14 protein-coding genes are annotated in these 18,445 nt (G+C 37.5%); 1 reads left to right on the plus strand and 13 read right to left on the minus strand.

Features of this window, described 5'->3' with window-relative positions; all coding sequences use genetic code 11:
* Positions 1 to 26: 26 nt before the first annotated feature.
* Complete coding sequence (larC, locus tag J4G36_RS09440) at positions 27 to 788, minus strand: nickel pincer cofactor biosynthesis protein LarC (RefSeq protein ID WP_210469756.1); 762 nt, start codon at positions 786 to 788, stop codon at positions 27 to 29.
* Between the two features lie 138 nt (positions 789 to 926).
* Between larC and J4G36_RS09445 the strand changes: the two genes are divergently transcribed.
* Positions 927 to 2,099, plus strand: a complete 1,173-nt coding sequence (locus J4G36_RS09445; protein WP_210469757.1) for an ROK family transcriptional regulator — start codon at positions 927 to 929, stop codon at positions 2,097 to 2,099.
* Positions 2,100 to 2,177: 78 nt separating this feature from the next.
* On the opposite strand, the gene gndA is transcribed toward J4G36_RS09445, so the two are convergent.
* The 12 genes from gndA to J4G36_RS09505 form a co-directional block, all read right to left on the minus strand.
* A complete protein-coding gene (gene gndA, locus J4G36_RS09450) occupies positions 2,178 to 3,587 on the minus strand; it encodes an NADP-dependent phosphogluconate dehydrogenase (protein WP_210469758.1) in 1,410 nt (469 codons plus the stop codon).
* A gap of 46 nt (positions 3,588 to 3,633) precedes the next feature.
* Positions 3,634 to 5,031 (minus strand): glucuronate isomerase, encoded by a 1,398-nt coding sequence (gene uxaC / locus J4G36_RS09455; protein WP_210470511.1) that lies wholly within the window; start codon positions 5,029 to 5,031, stop codon positions 3,634 to 3,636.
* A 345-nt stretch (positions 5,032 to 5,376) separates the two neighbouring features.
* On the minus strand, positions 5,377 to 6,843 hold the full coding sequence (locus J4G36_RS09460; protein ID WP_210469759.1) for an arylsulfatase: 1,467 nt from the start codon (positions 6,841 to 6,843) through the stop codon (positions 5,377 to 5,379).
* Positions 6,844 to 6,930: 87 nt separating this feature from the next.
* Positions 6,931 to 8,190, minus strand: coding sequence for an alpha-L-fucosidase (locus J4G36_RS09465; RefSeq protein ID WP_210469760.1), 1,260 nt, complete (start codon positions 8,188 to 8,190; stop codon positions 6,931 to 6,933).
* A gap of 72 nt (positions 8,191 to 8,262) precedes the next feature.
* Positions 8,263 to 9,771: a sulfatase family protein gene (locus J4G36_RS09470; RefSeq protein ID WP_210469761.1), complete on the minus strand. Its 1,509-nt coding sequence runs from the start codon at positions 9,769 to 9,771 to the stop codon at positions 8,263 to 8,265.
* Between the two features lie 83 nt (positions 9,772 to 9,854).
* The gene (locus J4G36_RS09475; protein ID WP_210469762.1) at positions 9,855 to 10,478 is read right to left on the minus strand and encodes a YesL family protein; all 624 of its coding nucleotides are present in this window, start codon (positions 10,476 to 10,478) and stop codon (positions 9,855 to 9,857) included.
* Positions 10,479 to 10,519: 41 nt separating this feature from the next.
* The gene (locus J4G36_RS09480) at positions 10,520 to 11,416 is read right to left on the minus strand and encodes a carbohydrate ABC transporter permease (protein ID WP_210469763.1); all 897 of its coding nucleotides are present in this window, start codon (positions 11,414 to 11,416) and stop codon (positions 10,520 to 10,522) included.
* A 12-nt stretch (positions 11,417 to 11,428) separates the two neighbouring features.
* Positions 11,429 to 12,322, minus strand: coding sequence for an ABC transporter permease (locus J4G36_RS09485; protein WP_483315896.1), 894 nt, complete (start codon positions 12,320 to 12,322; stop codon positions 11,429 to 11,431).
* Positions 12,323 to 12,515: 193 nt separating this feature from the next.
* Positions 12,516 to 14,123: a type 2 periplasmic-binding domain-containing protein gene (locus tag J4G36_RS09490; RefSeq protein WP_210469765.1), complete on the minus strand. Its 1,608-nt coding sequence runs from the start codon at positions 14,121 to 14,123 to the stop codon at positions 12,516 to 12,518.
* 372 nt (positions 14,124 to 14,495) lie between these two features.
* Positions 14,496 to 16,244 carry a glycoside hydrolase family 35 protein gene (locus tag J4G36_RS09495; RefSeq protein ID WP_210469766.1) on the minus strand — a complete coding sequence of 583 codons (1,749 nt, stop codon included), beginning with the start codon at positions 16,242 to 16,244 and terminating at the stop codon, positions 14,496 to 14,498.
* Positions 16,245 to 17,513 carry a Gfo/Idh/MocA family protein gene (locus J4G36_RS09500; RefSeq protein ID WP_210469767.1) on the minus strand — a complete coding sequence of 423 codons (1,269 nt, stop codon included), beginning with the start codon at positions 17,511 to 17,513 and terminating at the stop codon, positions 16,245 to 16,247.
* Positions 17,510 to 18,436 (minus strand): ROK family protein, encoded by a 927-nt coding sequence (locus J4G36_RS09505; RefSeq protein WP_210469768.1) that lies wholly within the window; start codon positions 18,434 to 18,436, stop codon positions 17,510 to 17,512. Before J4G36_RS09505 ends, J4G36_RS09500 begins: the two co-directional genes overlap by 4 nt.
* Positions 18,437 to 18,445 lie beyond the last annotated feature (9 nt).

Here is an 18,445-nt window from a genome sequence, read left to right on the forward strand (position 1 = left end):
AAATGGCCCGTACGTCATGTGTTTACTTAACTTCCAATAATTACGCGTAAAACATTTGGATGAGTCGTAAATGTTTTCGTTCCAGCGCCATATCCAATTGACGTCACTTTCATCGCCGGCAACGTTCCAAAACTTTCAGCAAGTACCGCTACAATTGCAGCACCAGTCGGTGTAGCCAGTTCTCCTTTTACATCGCTCGCAGCTATCGGAATACCGCGAAGAATTTCCAATGTCGCGGGCGCAGGTACCGGATAGATTCCATGATCAATATGAATCTTTCCTGAGCCAACAGGAATTGGTGATGATTGAATCGTATTAATCTCCAACTGATCAAGTAATATCGCTGTCCCAACGATATCGATTATAGAATCGACAGCCCCTACTTCATGGAAATGAACATCATCTAACGCAACACCATGAATCATGCCTTCTGCAATTCCAATTTTCCTGAAAATAGATAAGGCCATGTCTTCAACGCTTTCAGATAAACCTGCTGATTTAATGAGCTTCACAATATGTTTGTAAGAACGATGGCTATGCCCGTGATGGTGTTCGTGTTCGTGATTATGCTCGTGGCTATGTTCTTTATTGGTCAACAAAACATCGAACTTTGTACTCGTTATGCCATTTTTTACGACTTTCGTAAACGTTAAGTCATATTCATCTTCTAGCGTCAGCTTTTTTAATTCATTCACCAATTGAGTTGCATCTCCACCTGCATCGATTAAAGCACTGATGACCATGTCTCCACTGATTCCTGAAAAACAATCAAAATATAATATATTCATTTTTACAATTCCTTCCTATGTTATAATCATATCAGTTAGCCTTTTGAAAGCCTTTCCATGAAGCTATATATACGTTATTATAGTTTGGTGACTAAACAAAATAAGTTGATTCTATGAAAAATTGGAGGGCGAAAATCTATGATTACTGGTGATGGCGCTTATATCAAAAAAATAAATCGAAGTATCATTTTAAGTAAAATCATTGAACATAAAATGATTTCTAGAGCTGAACTATCTAAAATTACCGGGTTGAATAAAGCAACGATATCCGTTCAAGTTGCTGATTTATTAAACGAAGAATTAATTAATGAAACTAGGCTTGAACATAATGTCGTTGGCAGAAGGCCGATTATGCTATCTATCAACAAAAGTGTTGGCTATGTATTAGGTATTGATCTTGATTATAAACTTATCCAATATACGGTCGCTGATTTAAGCGGCAAGCCAGTTCACTACGAATCCGTGGAATTTGAAACAGATAATTATGAAGAAATTATCCGTTTACTCATTAAACAGATTAACACATATAAAAGCAAGTATTCAAAAAGACGATATGGATTGGTTAGCGTCATGATTGGCGTCCATGGAACGGTAAATATAGACGAAAGCATCTTTTTCATCCCTACATATCAGTGGCAAGATAAATCATTGAAAGATGATTTGATGGATGAACTGGATTTGCCTATCACCATTCAAAACAACGCCAACTTGTCCGCTTACGCCGAACGAGTTTATAAGCACCATGAAAGCAATAATTTGCTTTGCATCATGCTTTCTTCGGGTATCGGTGTCGGCATCATGATTGACGGTAAGCTTCACAAAGGATTCCACGGTTATGCCGGTGAAATGGGCCATATGATTATTGCTCAGGACGGGGAACTTTGTCGGTGCGGAAACCGCGGTTGCTGGGAACAATATGCATCCGAGACAAGTCTGCTCGCCCGACTCTCTTCGCAACTCGATGTGCCAAAATTAACATACAAAGACGTTCAGAATTTAATCGCTAAAAATGATCCCTCGACAATCGCGTTGATTGAAAATTTTATCGTAGATCTGTCAACTGGTCTTAATAATATTATTAATATGTATAACCCGGAGACCTTGGTTTTAACAAGTGAAATCTTAAAAATGTACCCCGATTCCATCGAGAAGATTAAAAGTAATTTTAAATCGACAGTTAGCAAGTACGGAACTATTGAAATTTCGGACCTAGGGAATAAATCCTGTTCAATCGGTGCCTGTGCATTGGGGATACAACGATTTTTAGAAGTTCCTAACCTCCTTTTATCCCTTGAAGAACAACAAACTTGAATCCTTGACCTGAGGATTCTTTTTTAATAAAAACAAACGCCCATTTCAAATTGAATGGACGTTTGTATGTCATTAATATTAGAACCAGTTTGTGTGGAAAGAACCTTCTTTGTCTTTACGCTCATACGTATGTGCGCCAAAATAATCACGTTGTGCTTGGATTAAGTTCGCTGACAAGTTTTCTGAACGGTAGCTATCGTAATAGGAAATCGCGCTTGCAAATGCAGGAACCGGAATACCGTGTTTCACCGCAACCGATACGACTTCGCGTAAAGCTGATTGGTAATTACCGACAATATTATTGAAGTATTCATCCAATAATAAGTTGTCCAATTCTGGATTGCGATCGTATGCTTCTTTAATATTTTGTAAGAACTGCGCACGGATAATACAGCCACCGCGCCAGATCATTGCGATATCACCGTAGCGCAAATTCCAATCGCTTTCTTCTGATTGTGCACGCATTTGTGCAAAACCTTGTGCATATGAACAAATTTTACTCATATACAAAGCTTTTCGAACTGCTTCAACAAGCTCTTCTTTATCACCAGCGAATTCGATTGCTTCAGGCGCTTTCAGTACTTTGCTTGCCCTAACGCGCTCGTCTTTCATAGACGAAATGCAACGTGCAAATACGGCTTCAGTTATGACTGGTAGCGGAACGCCTAAATCTAATGCGTTTTTGCTAGTCCACATTCCCGTTCCTTTTTGCCCTGCTTTATCTAATATAACATCGATTAATGGCTGATCTGTTTCTTCATCGATTTTTGTAAAAATCTCAGCAGTAATTTCAATCAGGTAACTATCTAGTTCACCTTTATTCCACTCTGTGAATGTCTCATGCAAATCCTGTGCATCCACGCCAAGAACATGTTTCAAGATGAAATACGCTTCCCCGATTAATTGCATATCGCCGTACTCGATTCCGTTATGCACCATTTTCACATAATGGCCTGCGCCGTCCGGTCCGATATAAGTACTACAAGATTCTCCGTCGACTCTTGCTGCAATTGCATCAAATATCGGTTGAACGAGATCATAAGCTTCTCTTTGTCCGCCTGGCATAATTGAAGGACCCGTAAGCGCGCCTTCTTCTCCACCTGAAACGCCCGTACCTATGAAGTGAATACCTGTTTTTTCCAGGTCTTTATTACGACGAATCGTATCTTCATATAATGTGTTTCCGCCGTCGATTAAGATGTCGCCTTTTTCAAGGAATGGTTGCAAAGATGCGATTGTCGCATCTGTCGGCTTTCCTGATTGAACCATAAGCATGATTTTACGTGGAACTTCTAGTGAGTTTACAAACTCTTCTATCGTTGTCGCACCAAAAAAGTTTTTGCCTTTTGCTTCATTTTCTAGAAACTCTTCAGTTCTAGCGGTTGTACGGTTAAATACTGAAACAGAATACCCCCTGCTTTCAATATTTAGGGCCAAGTTTTTTCCCATTACTGCTAAACCGATAACACCAATTTGTTGTTTAGACATTTTAATTATCTTCCTTCCTGAACGAACTTGATTTATATGGAGAAACTTATAATCCGAAATAACGCTTTGAATTTTCATAACAAATATCACAGACATACTGCTCTAGGAGTACCATGTCTTTCGGAACTTTACGTTCCTCAACCCAAGTGCCGAGTAAATTGCAAAGAATTCTTCTGAAATATTCATGTCTCGGGAATGAAAGGAAACTTCTTGAGTCGGTTAACATCCCGACGAAGTTACTAATTAATCCGATATTCGCAAGCATTTTCATCTGTTCTTCCATACCGTCAATTGTATCATTAAACCACCAAGCTGTACCAAATTGAACTTTTCCAGCAATTTCTGAACTTTGATAATTCCCAGCCATTGAAGCAAGCACATTATTATCATTCGCATTTAAACTATATAAAATTGTTTTCGGAAGCTTATTTTCACTTTCCAATGCATCTAAGAAGTTCGACACTTTATTGGCAAGTAAGACATTACCGATAGAATCAAATCCAGCATCCGGTCCTAGAATATTGAACATTCTTGTATTGTTATTTCTAAGCGCACTGAAATGTAGTTGCATTGCCCAACCTTTTTCAGCATACAATTCAGCCAATGCCAGCATCGTAAACGTTTTATACTGTTCAATTTCTTTGGAACTTAAGCTTTCTCCATTTAAACGCTTTTCGAAAATAGTTGAAGCTGCTTCTTTCGTTGCTGCTTCAAAGAACATCACGTCAATTCCGTGATCAGAAGCACGGCAACCATGTTCATCGAAATACTCAACACGACTAGCTAACGCGTCTAAAAATTGGTTGTATGTTTCAATCGAAGAATTCGTAACTTTACCAAGTTTTTCGAGCCAGCCTATAAATTCTTTACGCTCAAGATTTAGACCTTTATCTGGTCGGAATGAAGGTGACACTGTAATTTCGAAGCTTTCATCATGTAAAGCCTGGTGACTCGCCAAATCATCTGTCGGATCATCAGTCGTTCCTAGAAATTCTACTTGATCTTTTATAAGCAATGATCTGATAGACATCTCTTTTGCCGATAATTTTTTATTCGCTTCTTCCCAGATTGCAGGTGCCGACTTTTCATTGAGTAGCTCCTCAATACCGAAATAATGTTTAAGTTCTAAATGCGTCCAGTGATACAATGGATTCCCGAATGTTTTCGGGACTGTTTTCGACCATTCTAAAAACTTTTCATAATCGCTTTTGTCCCCTGTAATGAAGGACTCTTCTACACCATTTGCACGCATCGCTCTCCACTTATAGTGGTCCGCGCCTAGCCAGATTTCGGATAGATTCGTGAAGTTTTTATCCGCTAAAATTTCGTGTTGATTTAAATGGTTATGATAATCGATAATTGGTAAATCTTTGGCTGTGCCGTGATACAACTCTTTTGCAGTATCATTATACAACAGAAAATCATCTGTGATAAATGTTTTTATATTTACCAACCCTTCAATTAATATTTATGTAAATTTATCGATATTAGTTTATTTGTTTATCAAACAAACAGACTAACTCTCTCTAGTCTATAGTAATTGTAGTCGCTTTACTTTTCAAGCTCTAGGGATAGATTGATCTAGTTCTTTCTGCACTTGGTGGATGCCTACTGCTAGAAGGCCACTACTTGAAGGTAACACTCGCAAAACCACGGACTACCTGCGGGAATAACTAATTATTGTACGGAGTTTAATCGAATTAAAGAAAAGTATATGTAGTTTTAAGCGGATTGGCGCCTCCCCATCGGAAAGCGCCAACAAAGCATAGAACCTTTTCAGGTACTCTTTTTATCTAAGTGCAATTTGTAATGTTGCTTTTGGCTTATTGTCAACGATTAATGATTTACCGTCTGTATAACCTTCCTCACGGCCAGTTAACTCTTCGATTAACTGATTTCTTCTTAAATTAATGCGTTTTCCATAATCAGTTACATGTATTAGATTGGTTAACTCTTGAGGATCTTCTATTAAATTGAAGAACTGTTCTTCACCAGTTTGTGAATACCAAATATACTTTTCTTCCCCACTGGTAATGCTATGGTACGATTGAATTCCAAGTGTATGTTCGCCATGAATATATTCACGCCAACTTAAATTCTCTGTTGATTCCATTTTGACTAATGGAAGTACACTTTTCCCTTCAACTGTATTGGGTATCGTAATATTTGTAGCATCCAGAAGGGTGGGCATTATGTCTCTTAATTCAACCATTTCATCAATCTTTACATTCTTTTTCATCTGCAAGTGATTCCCTGGATCTACAAGTATGAAAGGCACATTTGCACTTCCTTCATATGGTAGACTTTTTCTGAATAAGTTATGATCTCCTAGTAATTCACCATGGTCAGAGACAAATAATATAATTGTATCTTGATATACACCGTACTCTTGCATCGCATTTAAAAATCTTCCAATTTGATGATCAATATGCGTGATCAACGCATAATAAGCTGCTTTTGCTTGCTTTAAGCGCCTTTCGGGAACAATTCCCTTAGCTGTAATTGGACTGTAACCTTCTAATCCCTCGTCTTCTGTATTTGCCCAATCACCAATTGGAGAGTCTGGAATATCCACATCGCGATACATATCATAAAATGCGGATGGTGGATCAAATGGTGGATGCGGCCTCACATAGGACATCTTTAGAAAGAAAGGTTTAGTTGGATCACGCCTTCTTAAAAAGTCTATCGATTGCGAAGTTAACCAGTTCGTTGGATGGAGTTCTTCTGCTACATGCCAAGGTCGTGTAACTGTTGATGAATTACAATCTAACCCTAAATCCGTCAAATCCACATTACCTATTGCTCTTTCCCGCATCCAGTTCAAATAATCATCAGCGTAATCAGCAGATTCTATCGTTTTTGTATTATATTTAAATCGATTATAATGCATATAGCCATCATGTAAGATGACATTATGAAATCCACATAAACTACGCGTTGGATACACATGCATCTTTCCAATCGCTTGTGTATGATAGCCCGCCTTCGTAAATTCATCCGCAATTGTATTTTCATATTTCCAAGGTACTTTATCTTCATAGCCTACCCGACCTGTTGAAGCTTGTGACCTTCCAGTTAATACACTCGCTCGTGCTGGAACACATGAAGGTGTGGCGGCATAGGCATTTGTAAACAATGCCCCACTTCTAGCCAGTTGATCTAAATTGGGTGTATCCACAACTGGGTGGTCCAGAATGCTCAAACAATCAGCACGCATCTGATCGACCATTATTAATAAAACATTCGGTTTCATATATAGATGTCCCCCAAGATAAATTTAATTCCAATGCTTTATATGGTCCACCTACCAAGGTGCATACAAGGAATATCACCTCAATGATTACGCGTTACCATGGTGATAAACAAAAATTTCTTTGATAGCAGGTGTCCCTTTACTTTCAGTGATTTCTAACTCTATCCCACGTACATTTATCGCAGGGATTGGAACAATTACTTTATTCCCTATATTTCTACCTTCATGGATTGACAGTCTCCGCCGTGTTTTAGCTGTGATGGCATTGATCGTAAATCGGCTTACACTTTCCCCATCTGTTAAATCTTCCTGAATCACAATATGGTCAATTAAATGGGGTTCACTAGTTTCATAAATCCACTTTCCATCGCGATAACCAAACTGATCAATGGATACAATCGGACCATGAAACCGTTCACTAATCTCCGCCCCAAACTCTAATAAACGACTTGTATCTTTTTCCGGTAAAAGCCCTTCTCGATTTGGACCAATATTCAATAATAGATTTGCACCTCGGCCAACAGAGTGATAATATATCCCCATTAATTCTTCTAAACTCTTTACAGAATGTTCATCATTTTCACTGTAAAACCAGTTATCTCTCATTTGAACATCACATTCCGCCGGTAACCAAATCGGTTCTTCCAAATCTTCCAGTTCATCAACATAAATAGAGAAATCCAGATTGCTCACGACATTCCAGCATGGAATTGGTGCAAGACCATCTTCGTTCCCCACCCACCTGAAATCTGGGTCAGCCATATTAAAAATTAGAATATTCGGTTGCAATGAACGGATTTTCAAGATGATACGTTCCCAGTCATACTCGTGACCTTCAGATCCTGCACCATCAAACCATAGAATATCAATTTCTCCATAGTTTGATAGCAATTCTGTAATTTGATTGATAAAATAATCGTCATATGCTTTTGCATCTTTATTGCTATAAAAATCAGCTGCACCATCATATGGAGAATAATATAGACCAGGCTTAATATTATGATGACGACATTCTGCAATGAATTCTCGAACAACATCGCCTTTTCCATCTTTCCACGGTGATTTGGCAACTGAAAAGTCCGTGTATTTTGAAGGCCAGTTGGAAAATCCATCATGATGCTTCGCAGTTAAAACAGCGTACTCCATGCCTGCTTCTTTCGCAGTCCTCAGCCATTGCCCACAATCTAAACTTTCCGGATTAAATTCAGTTGGTGACATCGTCCTTTTATCAAAATCAACATAGCCCTCATAAAAAGTACGAAGGCCAAAGTGAATAAATAAACCAAATTCCCATGCTTGATACTCGAGTTGCCTTGCCGTTGGTTTAACTTGTTGGGTTGTAATCATGAACTAGCCTCCTAACAGGCACTTAATTTAATTAATAGATTTATTAATTGTACATTACAGGATTTCTATCGATTAGGCGTGTGTTACTCTAGGCATTGCCATTGACTCTTTTCCTAGTTCCGCCCAAACATATTTCAATAAAAGCTCACTCTTTAATTGTTCATATTCATCCTGTGCCCATAGGTTATTTATTTCACCTGGATCTTCCTTTAAATCATAAATCTCACCATATGTTTTATTATAGTAAACTGTGATTTTATATCTATCATCTACATAGGTTTTCTGATGTATGGTCGTAGGTTCATGTCTGAACTCACATATTATGTGATCTCTTGCTTTTTCTTCAAGCCCCAACCACACTTTACTTTGATTGACTCCAGTCATTTGCGGTGGAACGAGAATAGTAGCAAACGACAAAAATGTTGGTGCTAAGTCAACTAATGACTGCATTGATTGAGATACTTTTCCAGCCGGAACTTTACCTGGATAACGAACAATAAATGGAACTTTTATTAGATCCTCATAATGAAAGCCACCTTTATACTGCAATCCATGTTGCCCAAAAAAATGACCATGATCACTGGTGAAAACAATAATTGTATTATCAGCAATACCCAATTCATCTAAGTTATCTAGAATCTTCCCGATATACTTATCCATCATACTAACCATACCGTAATATGTAGCGGTTATTTTCTTATGACGTTCATCTTCAATTTGATGCGAATGATAACCATGTATAGCTAACCCAGTTTCTTTATAGCTAGAGAAATCTGGGTTCTCTTCTTGAGTCATTTGAAAATGCGGTGGATTCTTTTCATGTTCGCCCTCTATACCTTTGGGAATGGTCAAAAGTTCCGGATCATACATCTTATCCCACGGTTCTGGAACTAAATAAGGAGGATGAGGATCAAAAAAACTTGACCACATAAAGAAACTCTCATTATTTTGGGTGTATTCCTTGATTTTAGTATTCGTCCGTTCAGCAATCCATGTATTGTAATGATACTCTTCTGGAATTGGCCATTTATGTTCGTCTTTCTTATCCATTGTTCCGGTTGGAGCGACAAAATAATCTCGCCAATTCATGCAGCCATTTTCTTCGAGCCATAATGCATAATGTTGCCCTACATGTGCCTCATTAGTATGATTTCTGGCGAGTTCAATATGTTCAAACCCATAAAACTCTTCATTATATTCCTTCCAAAACGGTAAATCTTGTAATAATGGATAGGATTCTAGTGATGTATATTCATCAGTTTCATGTAGTTGTTGAAAATGCGCCTTTCCAATGAGTGCAGTACGGTAATTATTTTCTGTAAAATCATTTCCAACTGTATGACGATTTTCTAATAACTTTGTACCAAGTGTCCATGCTCCATGTTGACTTGGATATTTTCCGGTAATAATTGAAGCTCGTGTTGGAGTACACGTTGGATTTGGACAGTAGGCACGTTTAAAAGTCGTTCCCTCTTTAACCAATCGATCCAAATTTGGTGTAGAGAGTTCATCATTAAATGCACCTATCGTGTCAAAATGTTGTTGATCGCTTGTTATCAATAATATATTGGGTTTCCTCATATAGGCAAATACTCCTGTTTTTTATATTTTTATTGAGTCAGTAAACATATCACTTATTACAAAAACATCAGAGTGTTCTAAAATTAAACAGTTGCTACTCCTTCTTCATATTTCGAAAATGTTTTGGATACGCCCCACATTAAAATATATGCAGTGACACTACCACCGAAGAAAAACAAGAGACCCGGTATGTAGATGAATGTCGCGTAATTTAGAACTACGACAACAACCATTAAAAACACAGTCAAAATAGGATGGATGATCCCAATGACGAAAGACCATTTCAAGTGATCAAAAACAGTTAAATTGAAATGAACATATATCGGAAAGAGATACAGTAGCGCAATGCTTATGATGAAAAATAGAGCTAAAACTACATAACTCGCAATGAAATAATTTATCCCATCCATCGAACGTAACACTTGGAACTGTATCGTCAATAAGTAAATAACCAGAAACAGACTTAAACCTACGGCATTTACTTTGAAAAACTCTTTGCGATACGTCGCCAAAAATGTCTTTGCGATTGGGATATCTTGTTCACCCATAATCCATTTCCGCGTTACCGCAAACATCCCAGCTGTTGCGGGTAATATTCCGAATATTACCAATCCACATACGGTAAAAGCAACCCATAAAAGGTTTACATACGCCAATTTTGTTATCCATAAAGCGAATGCAACGTACCCATTTACAAAACCTCTCATGATAATCCTCCTCTGTTACTCATTTTCCGTTGTATCTTTTTTTACTCTTTCACTGATCCAATCAATACACCTTTAACAAAGAAGCGTTGCAAAAATGGATACGCAATGAGTAATGGTAGCGCTGAAACAATAATAACCGCGTATTTAATGAGAGAAGCTGTCTTAATCTGTTCAACAAATGACTCGGCAACCCCGCCGCCACCGCCTGCACCTGATGCATCAACTTCGTTTAAAACTAGGATTTGTCTTAGAATTAATTGTAATGGATACAACTTATCATTCGACAAATAGATTAGTGCGTTAAAGTATTGGTTCCATAACGCAACGGCGTGAAATAAAGCCATAACGGCGATAATTGGCAGTGATAGCGGCAAAACAATCTGCCAAAATATTTTATAATCCGATGCACCGTCAATTTTTGAGGCTTCCACAAGTTGATCGGGTATGGTTTGTTCAAAAAATGTACGTGCAACGAGAATTGACCATGCCCCCAACAAACCAGGTATTACAATCGCCCAAATCGTATCTAGCATTTGCAAGTTTTTTATAACTAAATAAGTGGGGATTAATCCACCGTTAAAGAGCATCGTGAAGAGGATAAACCACAACACGTATTTCTTACCCGCTAATTCTTTTCTAGATAATGCATATGCGCAAGGTAATAAGACAAATAAATGAAGCGCTGTACCTAAAACTGTATACATGATGGTATTTCGATACCCAAGCCAAATCACCTCATTCGCAAAGACTTTCTTGAATCCTTCGAACGTGATGTCTACTGGCCAAAGCCACATTCTTCCCGTACTAACTGCCGACGGGTCACTGATGGATGCACTAATAACAAATATCAGTGGGTAAATGATGATAAGTGTAATAAACGTGACAAGGATGGTATTAATGACACCAAACGACTTGTCCGACATGCTCGTATTCTTCATGGATTTCCCTCCTTACCACAGACTATTTTCACTTGTTTTTCTAGCAATATGATTCACGCTAATTAATAAGATAATATTAATCGCTGATTCAAATAAACCGACCGCCGCTGCGAAGCTATATTGTCCTTCTAATAGACCGGTTTGATAAACGAAAGTTTGAATAACATCAGACGTTTCAGCGTTCAAACTGTTTTGCATAAGCAATACTTTCTCAAAGCCGATTGCCATAAAGCTTCCGATGTTCAAGATAAACAAAATGACTACCGTCGGTAGGATGGATGGAATATTAATATGTAGAATTCGCTGCATTCTTGAAGCACCGTCTACTGTTGCTGCTTCATGCAATTCTGGGTTCACCCCAGCCAATGCCGCCAAATAAATAATGGTTCCCCAACCAAGAGATTGCCATTGACCTGACCAAACAAAAATGTGACGGAACCAACTTGGGCTCGTTAAAAAGTCGATGGGTTGTCCACCAAATGAGACAATCGCATGGTTTACAATTCCAGTAATCGGATCCAAAAAGGCCACGAGCATACCGACAACAACAACGACCGATATAAAATGCGGAGCATATGTAAGCGTTTGCGTCCATTTTTTATAAGCCCCATTACGTAACTCGTTTAACATGAGCGCAAATATAATTGGGATTGGGAAAAGTAGTAATCCATATATATTTAATATCAGTGTATTTTTAAGTAAGCGCCAGAAATAGTAAGAGTCGAAAAAACGTGTGAAATGTTCAAAACCAACCCAAGGGCTTCCCGTTATTCCTAGGTTCGCGTAAAAGTCTTTAAATGCGATTTGTACTCCATACATTGGGACATAGTGAAAAATAATGAAGTATGTAAGTGCAGGTATTAAAAAAGTATACAGCTGCCAGTTTCGCGAAAAGTTTTTCCTCATTCGTTGAACTTTACTCTCGTTTCGAGAAGAAGCGACAGTTTGTGCTTTGATTCCCATTAATCCAACCTCCTTTTGACAATTCGTTGATTAAAAAGAAACAGGGGAATATTTTCCCCTGCTAATTCACAACGGTTCCATGAATATCTTATTGATTTAATTCTACTGATAATCCTTTTCGACTAACAATCTGTAATTAGTTACCTGAATACCTTTCATAAGCGGCTTGTTGTACTTCAAGATATTTATCCATACCAATACTATTAAGTGTTTTCAAGTAATTATCCCACTCAGATAATGGCGTATCACCTTTGATAAATTTATCACGCATTTCAAGTGCATATTTTTCCAAATCTGCACCAACAGAAGCTAAAACTTTAGTTTCTTCTTCTGTATACATAAATTTCGGCCACGACACGTCAGAGAGATATGGCTTCAACTTCTCTGTTGCCTTTAAAGAAGACTGTGAAGTTTCTGACCCAAGAAAGTATTCTTGCTTCATAATTCCTGGTGGCCAGATGCCCACCCAAGTTAAGCGCTTTCTAATTTCTTGATCCATAGTTAAACCATCGGGACTGTTAGTAATTTCATCAACATATTCATACGTACCATCTTCGTTCTTCACATAAGTCTCATCTTCGATACCCATGTATTGAAATCTTGCTCCCTCATCCGTATAGAAGTGATCGAGCCATCTAACCATTGCCGCCGGTTCTTTATTTTCTCTAGTTATCACTAGTCCATCTACTCTCCCGACTGCATTACTTTTACTATATGACTGATAACCTTCTGGACCTTTAAGTGGCAAGCCGCCGACGAAAGCACTTTCACTTACACCAAATGTCTCATCAGGGCTATAAAATACCGTACTTCCATAAATATTTGATGCGCCATTAGCCAAAAATTGGTCGTTTTCTATTGTGAAAATATTTTGGTTTATTAATCCTTCTTGATATAGCTTATTTATATATATCAACATTTCTTTGTAGCCCTCTGTGGAAGGAACAAATCGAACTTTATCATTTTCTTTATTCAAGTCGATATAAGTTTGATTTTGCTCCGATAAACCAAATGAACCTCTTAGCCAACGAACTAGTTCGTTGATATTACGACCACCATAAGGAATCTCATCCGCTTTTCCATTGCCATTTAAATCATTATTATTGATAGCTTTCAAATAAGCATAATACTCATCAGTGGTTTCTGGTATTTCCAAATCCAAAGTTTCCAGCCATTGCTGGTTATACCATGGCCTAGCCCCCACAACTAATGAGAGAAACTCTGGATCTTGAATAGTAGGCATCGAGTAGATATTTCCATCTGGAAAGGTGATCGCTTTACGCACTTCTGGATATTGCTCCATCAATTTTGTTAAATTTGGAGCATATTTTTCAATTAAGTCATTTAGTTTAATGAAAGTTCCTTGTTTCCCGTATTTATATAAATCCAAGTTATTTAATCCGGAAGCATAGAAAGCATCTGGTATATCGTCACTTGCTAAAGTTAAATTCCTCTTTTCTTCCAACGATGCATGAGGGATTTGTTCCCAGTTAATGTCGATGTTGGTCATTTCCTTATATTTATTCCAAATAAGAATGTCATTCCAATTGCCTTCATTCGAATTTGCCGCGACAAAAACGTCATAACTAATTGGTTCATTAACGATTGGCATATCCGTTATATTAAGATTATCAAGGTTACCTTCATTTACTTCTTCTTCATTTGATTTAGTCTTATCGTCATTACATGCTGCCAGTAATAATACCATTGCGAATAAAACTATTAGTGATCTTCTAATCTTCAAAAAAATACACTCCCTACGATTCTAGTTTGAAATCCCCCTTCTACACGTCCCCCTCAAAGTTTATATTACTAATATAATTAGTTAATAATTTACTATAAATTTAATTATATCACCAGGCAAATCGTTTGTCTATTCGAATTTTCCTATTAGTACTTGTTTTCAATCTGGCATAACCGGGCCGTTCTCAAGTAAGTGAAATTCATAATATAATACGAAAAGGATTGATTTCTTTGTTGATTACCTCTCCCAGCCTGAGCGAGCATAATATCATGAAGTTGACGCTATTAGTTATTAGAAAAAAGAACCCCTTAATTAGCCCTCACTAAATGACTAAAAAAGAGATTCTTCCAGTATAAATTCATCGAGTTACTTTCACCCTAATTTATGCGTATCGATTAATGCGAGTTCTTCATTACTTGTTCCGTGGAGTTCGAAGACAATAATTTCATTTTCACCTTTTTTCAGTAGTGGGCCTGGTAAATACAATGTTTCTTGGGGCCCTTTCTCCCAATACCTACCAAGATTGAACCCATTAACCGTTACAAAGCCTTTGGTCCACCCCGGAAGTTCAACAAATGTATCTCCTATTTCCTCTACAGTAAAGTTACCTCGATAAAAAGTTGGTGCTGGTGCAGTTTCCGAAGCGACATCTTCGTTAAATGACAATTGCTGAAGATTGTTCATTGTTAATGGGTACATTGTCCAATCATGTAAAAATTGGTATGCAAAACGAACTCCTTCTGTAATCCCTTTAGGATCATTCATACGAGGGCCATAATTAATGCGCCCCATATTTTCAACTAAAATATCAATTTGCGCGCCTTCTTTCGGTATCTCAAAAGATATCTTTTGATCATCCCATCGATCAATGACGCCTTTGTATTCTTGATTTACGAAGACAAGAGCACGATCGCGAACTTTTTGAATTGATAACGGCGCTTCTTTATGCGGTCCCTTTAAAAAGGTACGGTACAAAGTAAATCCATAATCTTGTCCAAGCTTCTCCATCGTCGTTGGATTCGCTCTTTGATCTGGTTTACTAATACTATCCAAAGCTTCAAATAGATTGATAGATGAATCCATTTTCACTTTCCCGTAATCCATTTTTGGAATTGGTTCAGGTAATACTAATTCTCCTATATCCTTGAATTCTGAAATAACTTTTCTCACTGCATGGAATTTAGGTGTAATATCACCTGTTTCGCTAATTGGACAATCATAATCATAGCTTGTTACTGTTGGTTGGTATTCTTCACCAAAGTTCGCTCCGTTATAAAATCCAAAGTTCGTCCCACCATGGAACATATAAAAGTTAACGGAAGCACCATAATTAAGCATTTCTCTAAGTGTAGCTGCAGTGTCGTCCGTATTACGTTTATGATGTTCTTCACCCCAATGATCAAACCAGCCATTCCAAAATTCCATACACATACTTGGCGTATTAGGAAAATGACTTTGTAATAAATCAAACGACTCAGTCGGCCTTGAACCGAAATTGACAGTAGCTAATACATTTTCTACTGAACCACCTTGGAGCATTAAATCCGTTGGACCATCCGAAGTAAATAATAAAACATCTATTCCTCTGGATATCATGCCATCTTTAATGTAATTTAAGTACTTTTTATCGTTACCATAACTTCCATATTCGTTTTCAATTTGCATTGCAATAATCGGACCACCATTTGTTTGTAATAATGGCTTGAATTTCCCCAATAAAACATCAAAATAACGATCCACTTTTTCTAAGAAAGGTTCATAATATGATCGAATTCGCATATTACTATCGGCGAGTAACCATGATGGTAATCCTCCGAATTCCCACTCAGCACATATGTAAGGACTTGGACGAATAATTACATGTAAGCCTACTTCACCAGCAATCTTGATGAACTCCTCTATGTTGGCAATTCCATCAAAGTTATATTCACCTTCTTTTGGCTCATGTAAATTCCAAGGAACATAGGTTTCTACACAGTTGAATCCGCATGCTTTTAATTTTAGTAATCTGTCTTCCCAATATTCAGGGACAACTCTAAAATAATGAATAGCTCCTGAAATAAGTTGAATAGGTTCATCATTAAGTATAAATTGACTTCCTTGTACGTTTAACTTTGACAATTATAACAGCCCCTTTGCAAATCGATCATAATAGGCATCCAAATCAATCGAATTCCCTTTGTTTAACCTTGACTCCTCAGCAGCAAATGCCATTAAGTGACTTCGTAAGGATACAGAAGCAGAAGACAAGCTCTCAGATTGTCCTTCATCCTCAATATCATTTAGGAAGGAACGAACAATACCATTATCACCGCCACCATGTCCTCCGACTGGATTATCAAACTTAATAATCGTTTCATGTTTTGTTAAGAAATCATAAATTGAAATACTGTTCTCTTCCATATTCCCTCTTATTTCACCTTTGGTGCCCATGATTTGTACCATGCGTGTTTGCTCACGTGTAAATCCACACATGCTAAACGTCGCCGTTGCACCATCTTCAAACTCCATATTTACAACTTGATGATCTACAACATTATTATCAGATTGATACACACATTTACCATAGTCTGTTTCATTAAGTCCCTTGATAATACCTTCGTTCGTATGATCTTCTGTGAATTTCTTTGCCCAACCTCTACCATCACCTAAATAATAGCGGCCAGCGTGATAAGGGCATTCTTGCGCAACAGGACACCCATCTAAACATCTTTTCGGTGCACCTTCGGGTTTATTTTCCTCTCTAAAATGCATTAGAGAGCCATATGAGCTCACTCGTTCACATTTTTTATCTAATACATAACTAATGATATCCATGTCATGACATGACTTTTGTAAAATCATTGGACTTGATTTTTCTTTATTACCCCAATTCCCTCTAACAAAGCTATGAGACATATGCATAAACTCTACATTCTCGTTTAATTGAAGGGATGCTACTTGTCCAATCTTCCCCTCTGAAATAATTTGTCTAATCGTTGACCAAAATTGTGTATAGCGAAGAACATGACAAATTGTTAGTTGACGATTGTGCTTCTTTGCCGCTCGTTCCATTTCGATACATTCCATCGGATCTGGAGACATTGGTTTCTCTAATAGAACGTGGTAGCCTAATTCAAGCGCTTTCAATGTTGGCGAATAATGCTCTCTATCAAGCGTACAAATAATAGCAATATCAGCTAATTTTTCACCTGACAGTATATCTTCCCAATATTCAAAACACGCTTTCTCATTAAGTTTGTGATCTTCTTTTAGTCTATTTCTTCTCTCGATTATTGGTTCTGCTACTCCAACAATTTTCAACTCATGCGGGTATTCTATAGCATAAGGAGCATAGGCTCTAGCACCACGGTCCCCGCCTCCAATGAGTATAGCTGTTTTTGGCTTCAAAACTTTTCCTCCCTTATTTCCAATTGATTCTTACCGATAATTCCTGCACCAATAATGCCTGAATCACCTTTAAAATGACTTGTATGTATTCTTTCTAATACTAATCTTTGTTCGGGTATTAAATACTTAGCTAACTCCTCTTTTACTAAATCTATAAAAAAAGAATTATTATTAACAACTCCACCACCAAATACTATTTTGTTAGGATCTAATAAACAGACAACTGAATAGATTCCATATGCCAATGGTTTGACGATATCATTCATCAAGTTTCTAGCTATGTCATTTCCATTTTGGTAGGACATAAAAAAATCTTTCGTTGTCATTTCAGCTTTATTAAAATATTTCCGCGCGAGTTTTTGAATGGCCAATCCTGATGCAGTTTCTTCTAAACTCTCAAACTTACTTGAATCAGCCAACGGTAACACAGGGAACAATCCAAGTTCTCCAGCAAATCCAGCTCCTCTTAAAAATGAACCATTGTGAATAATCGAGCAAGAAATCCCTGTACTGATAGTAATATAGACAAATGTTTCATCAATATTCTCTCCGGCGATTTTCCACTCAGCTAATGTAGCCAAATATACATCATTATCTAAACTAATATTTTCAATACGATAGTGTTCCCGTAATCGATCTATTACAGGAAAACTTCTCCACGGTAAATTATTCTGAAAAACAGCAATTCCATTCTTACGATCAACTTTTCCTGGAACGCCAACACCCATGCCCACTATTTCTGTTAAAGGAATTTTAGTTTCCTCAAGTAGAATATCTATGCAACTAGTAACTTGGGTAAACATTTTCTCTCGATTTGAAGTATCACTTTCAACTTCAGTTCGAAAAACAATATGTTCCCACTGATCAAGTATTACTGAAGCAATTTTTGTTCCTCCAATATCAACACCAATTACATACCCCACGTCCTTCAC

The sequence above is a fragment of the Sporosarcina sp. 6E9 genome, from assembly GCF_017921835.1.
In the GTDB taxonomy this organism is placed as follows: domain Bacteria; phylum Bacillota; class Bacilli; order Bacillales_A; family Planococcaceae; genus Sporosarcina.

Coding starts and splice junctions, on each gene's coding strand:
- J4G36_RS09485 (WP_483315896.1), bottom strand. CDS start 12,322: ATGAGGAAAAACTTTTCGCGAAACTGGCAGCTGTATACTTTTTTAATA.
- J4G36_RS09470 (WP_210469761.1), bottom strand. CDS start 9,771: ATGAGGAAACCCAATATATTATTGATAACAAGCGATCAACAACATTTT.
- gndA (WP_210469758.1), bottom strand. CDS start 3,587: ATGTCTAAACAACAAATTGGTGTTATCGGTTTAGCAGTAATGGGAAAA.
- J4G36_RS09465 (WP_210469760.1), bottom strand. CDS start 8,190: ATGATTACAACCCAACAAGTTAAACCAACGGCAAGGCAACTCGAGTAT.
- larC (WP_210469756.1), bottom strand. CDS start 788: ATGAATATATTATATTTTGATTGTTTTTCAGGAATCAGTGGAGACATG.
- J4G36_RS09480 (WP_210469763.1), bottom strand. CDS start 11,416: ATGAAGAATACGAGCATGTCGGACAAGTCGTTTGGTGTCATTAATACC.
- J4G36_RS09445 (WP_210469757.1), top strand. CDS start 927: ATGATTACTGGTGATGGCGCTTATATCAAAAAAATAAATCGAAGTATC.
- J4G36_RS09475 (WP_210469762.1), bottom strand. CDS start 10,478: ATGAGAGGTTTTGTAAATGGGTACGTTGCATTCGCTTTATGGATAACA.
- J4G36_RS09460 (WP_210469759.1), bottom strand. CDS start 6,843: ATGAAACCGAATGTTTTATTAATAATGGTCGATCAGATGCGTGCTGAT.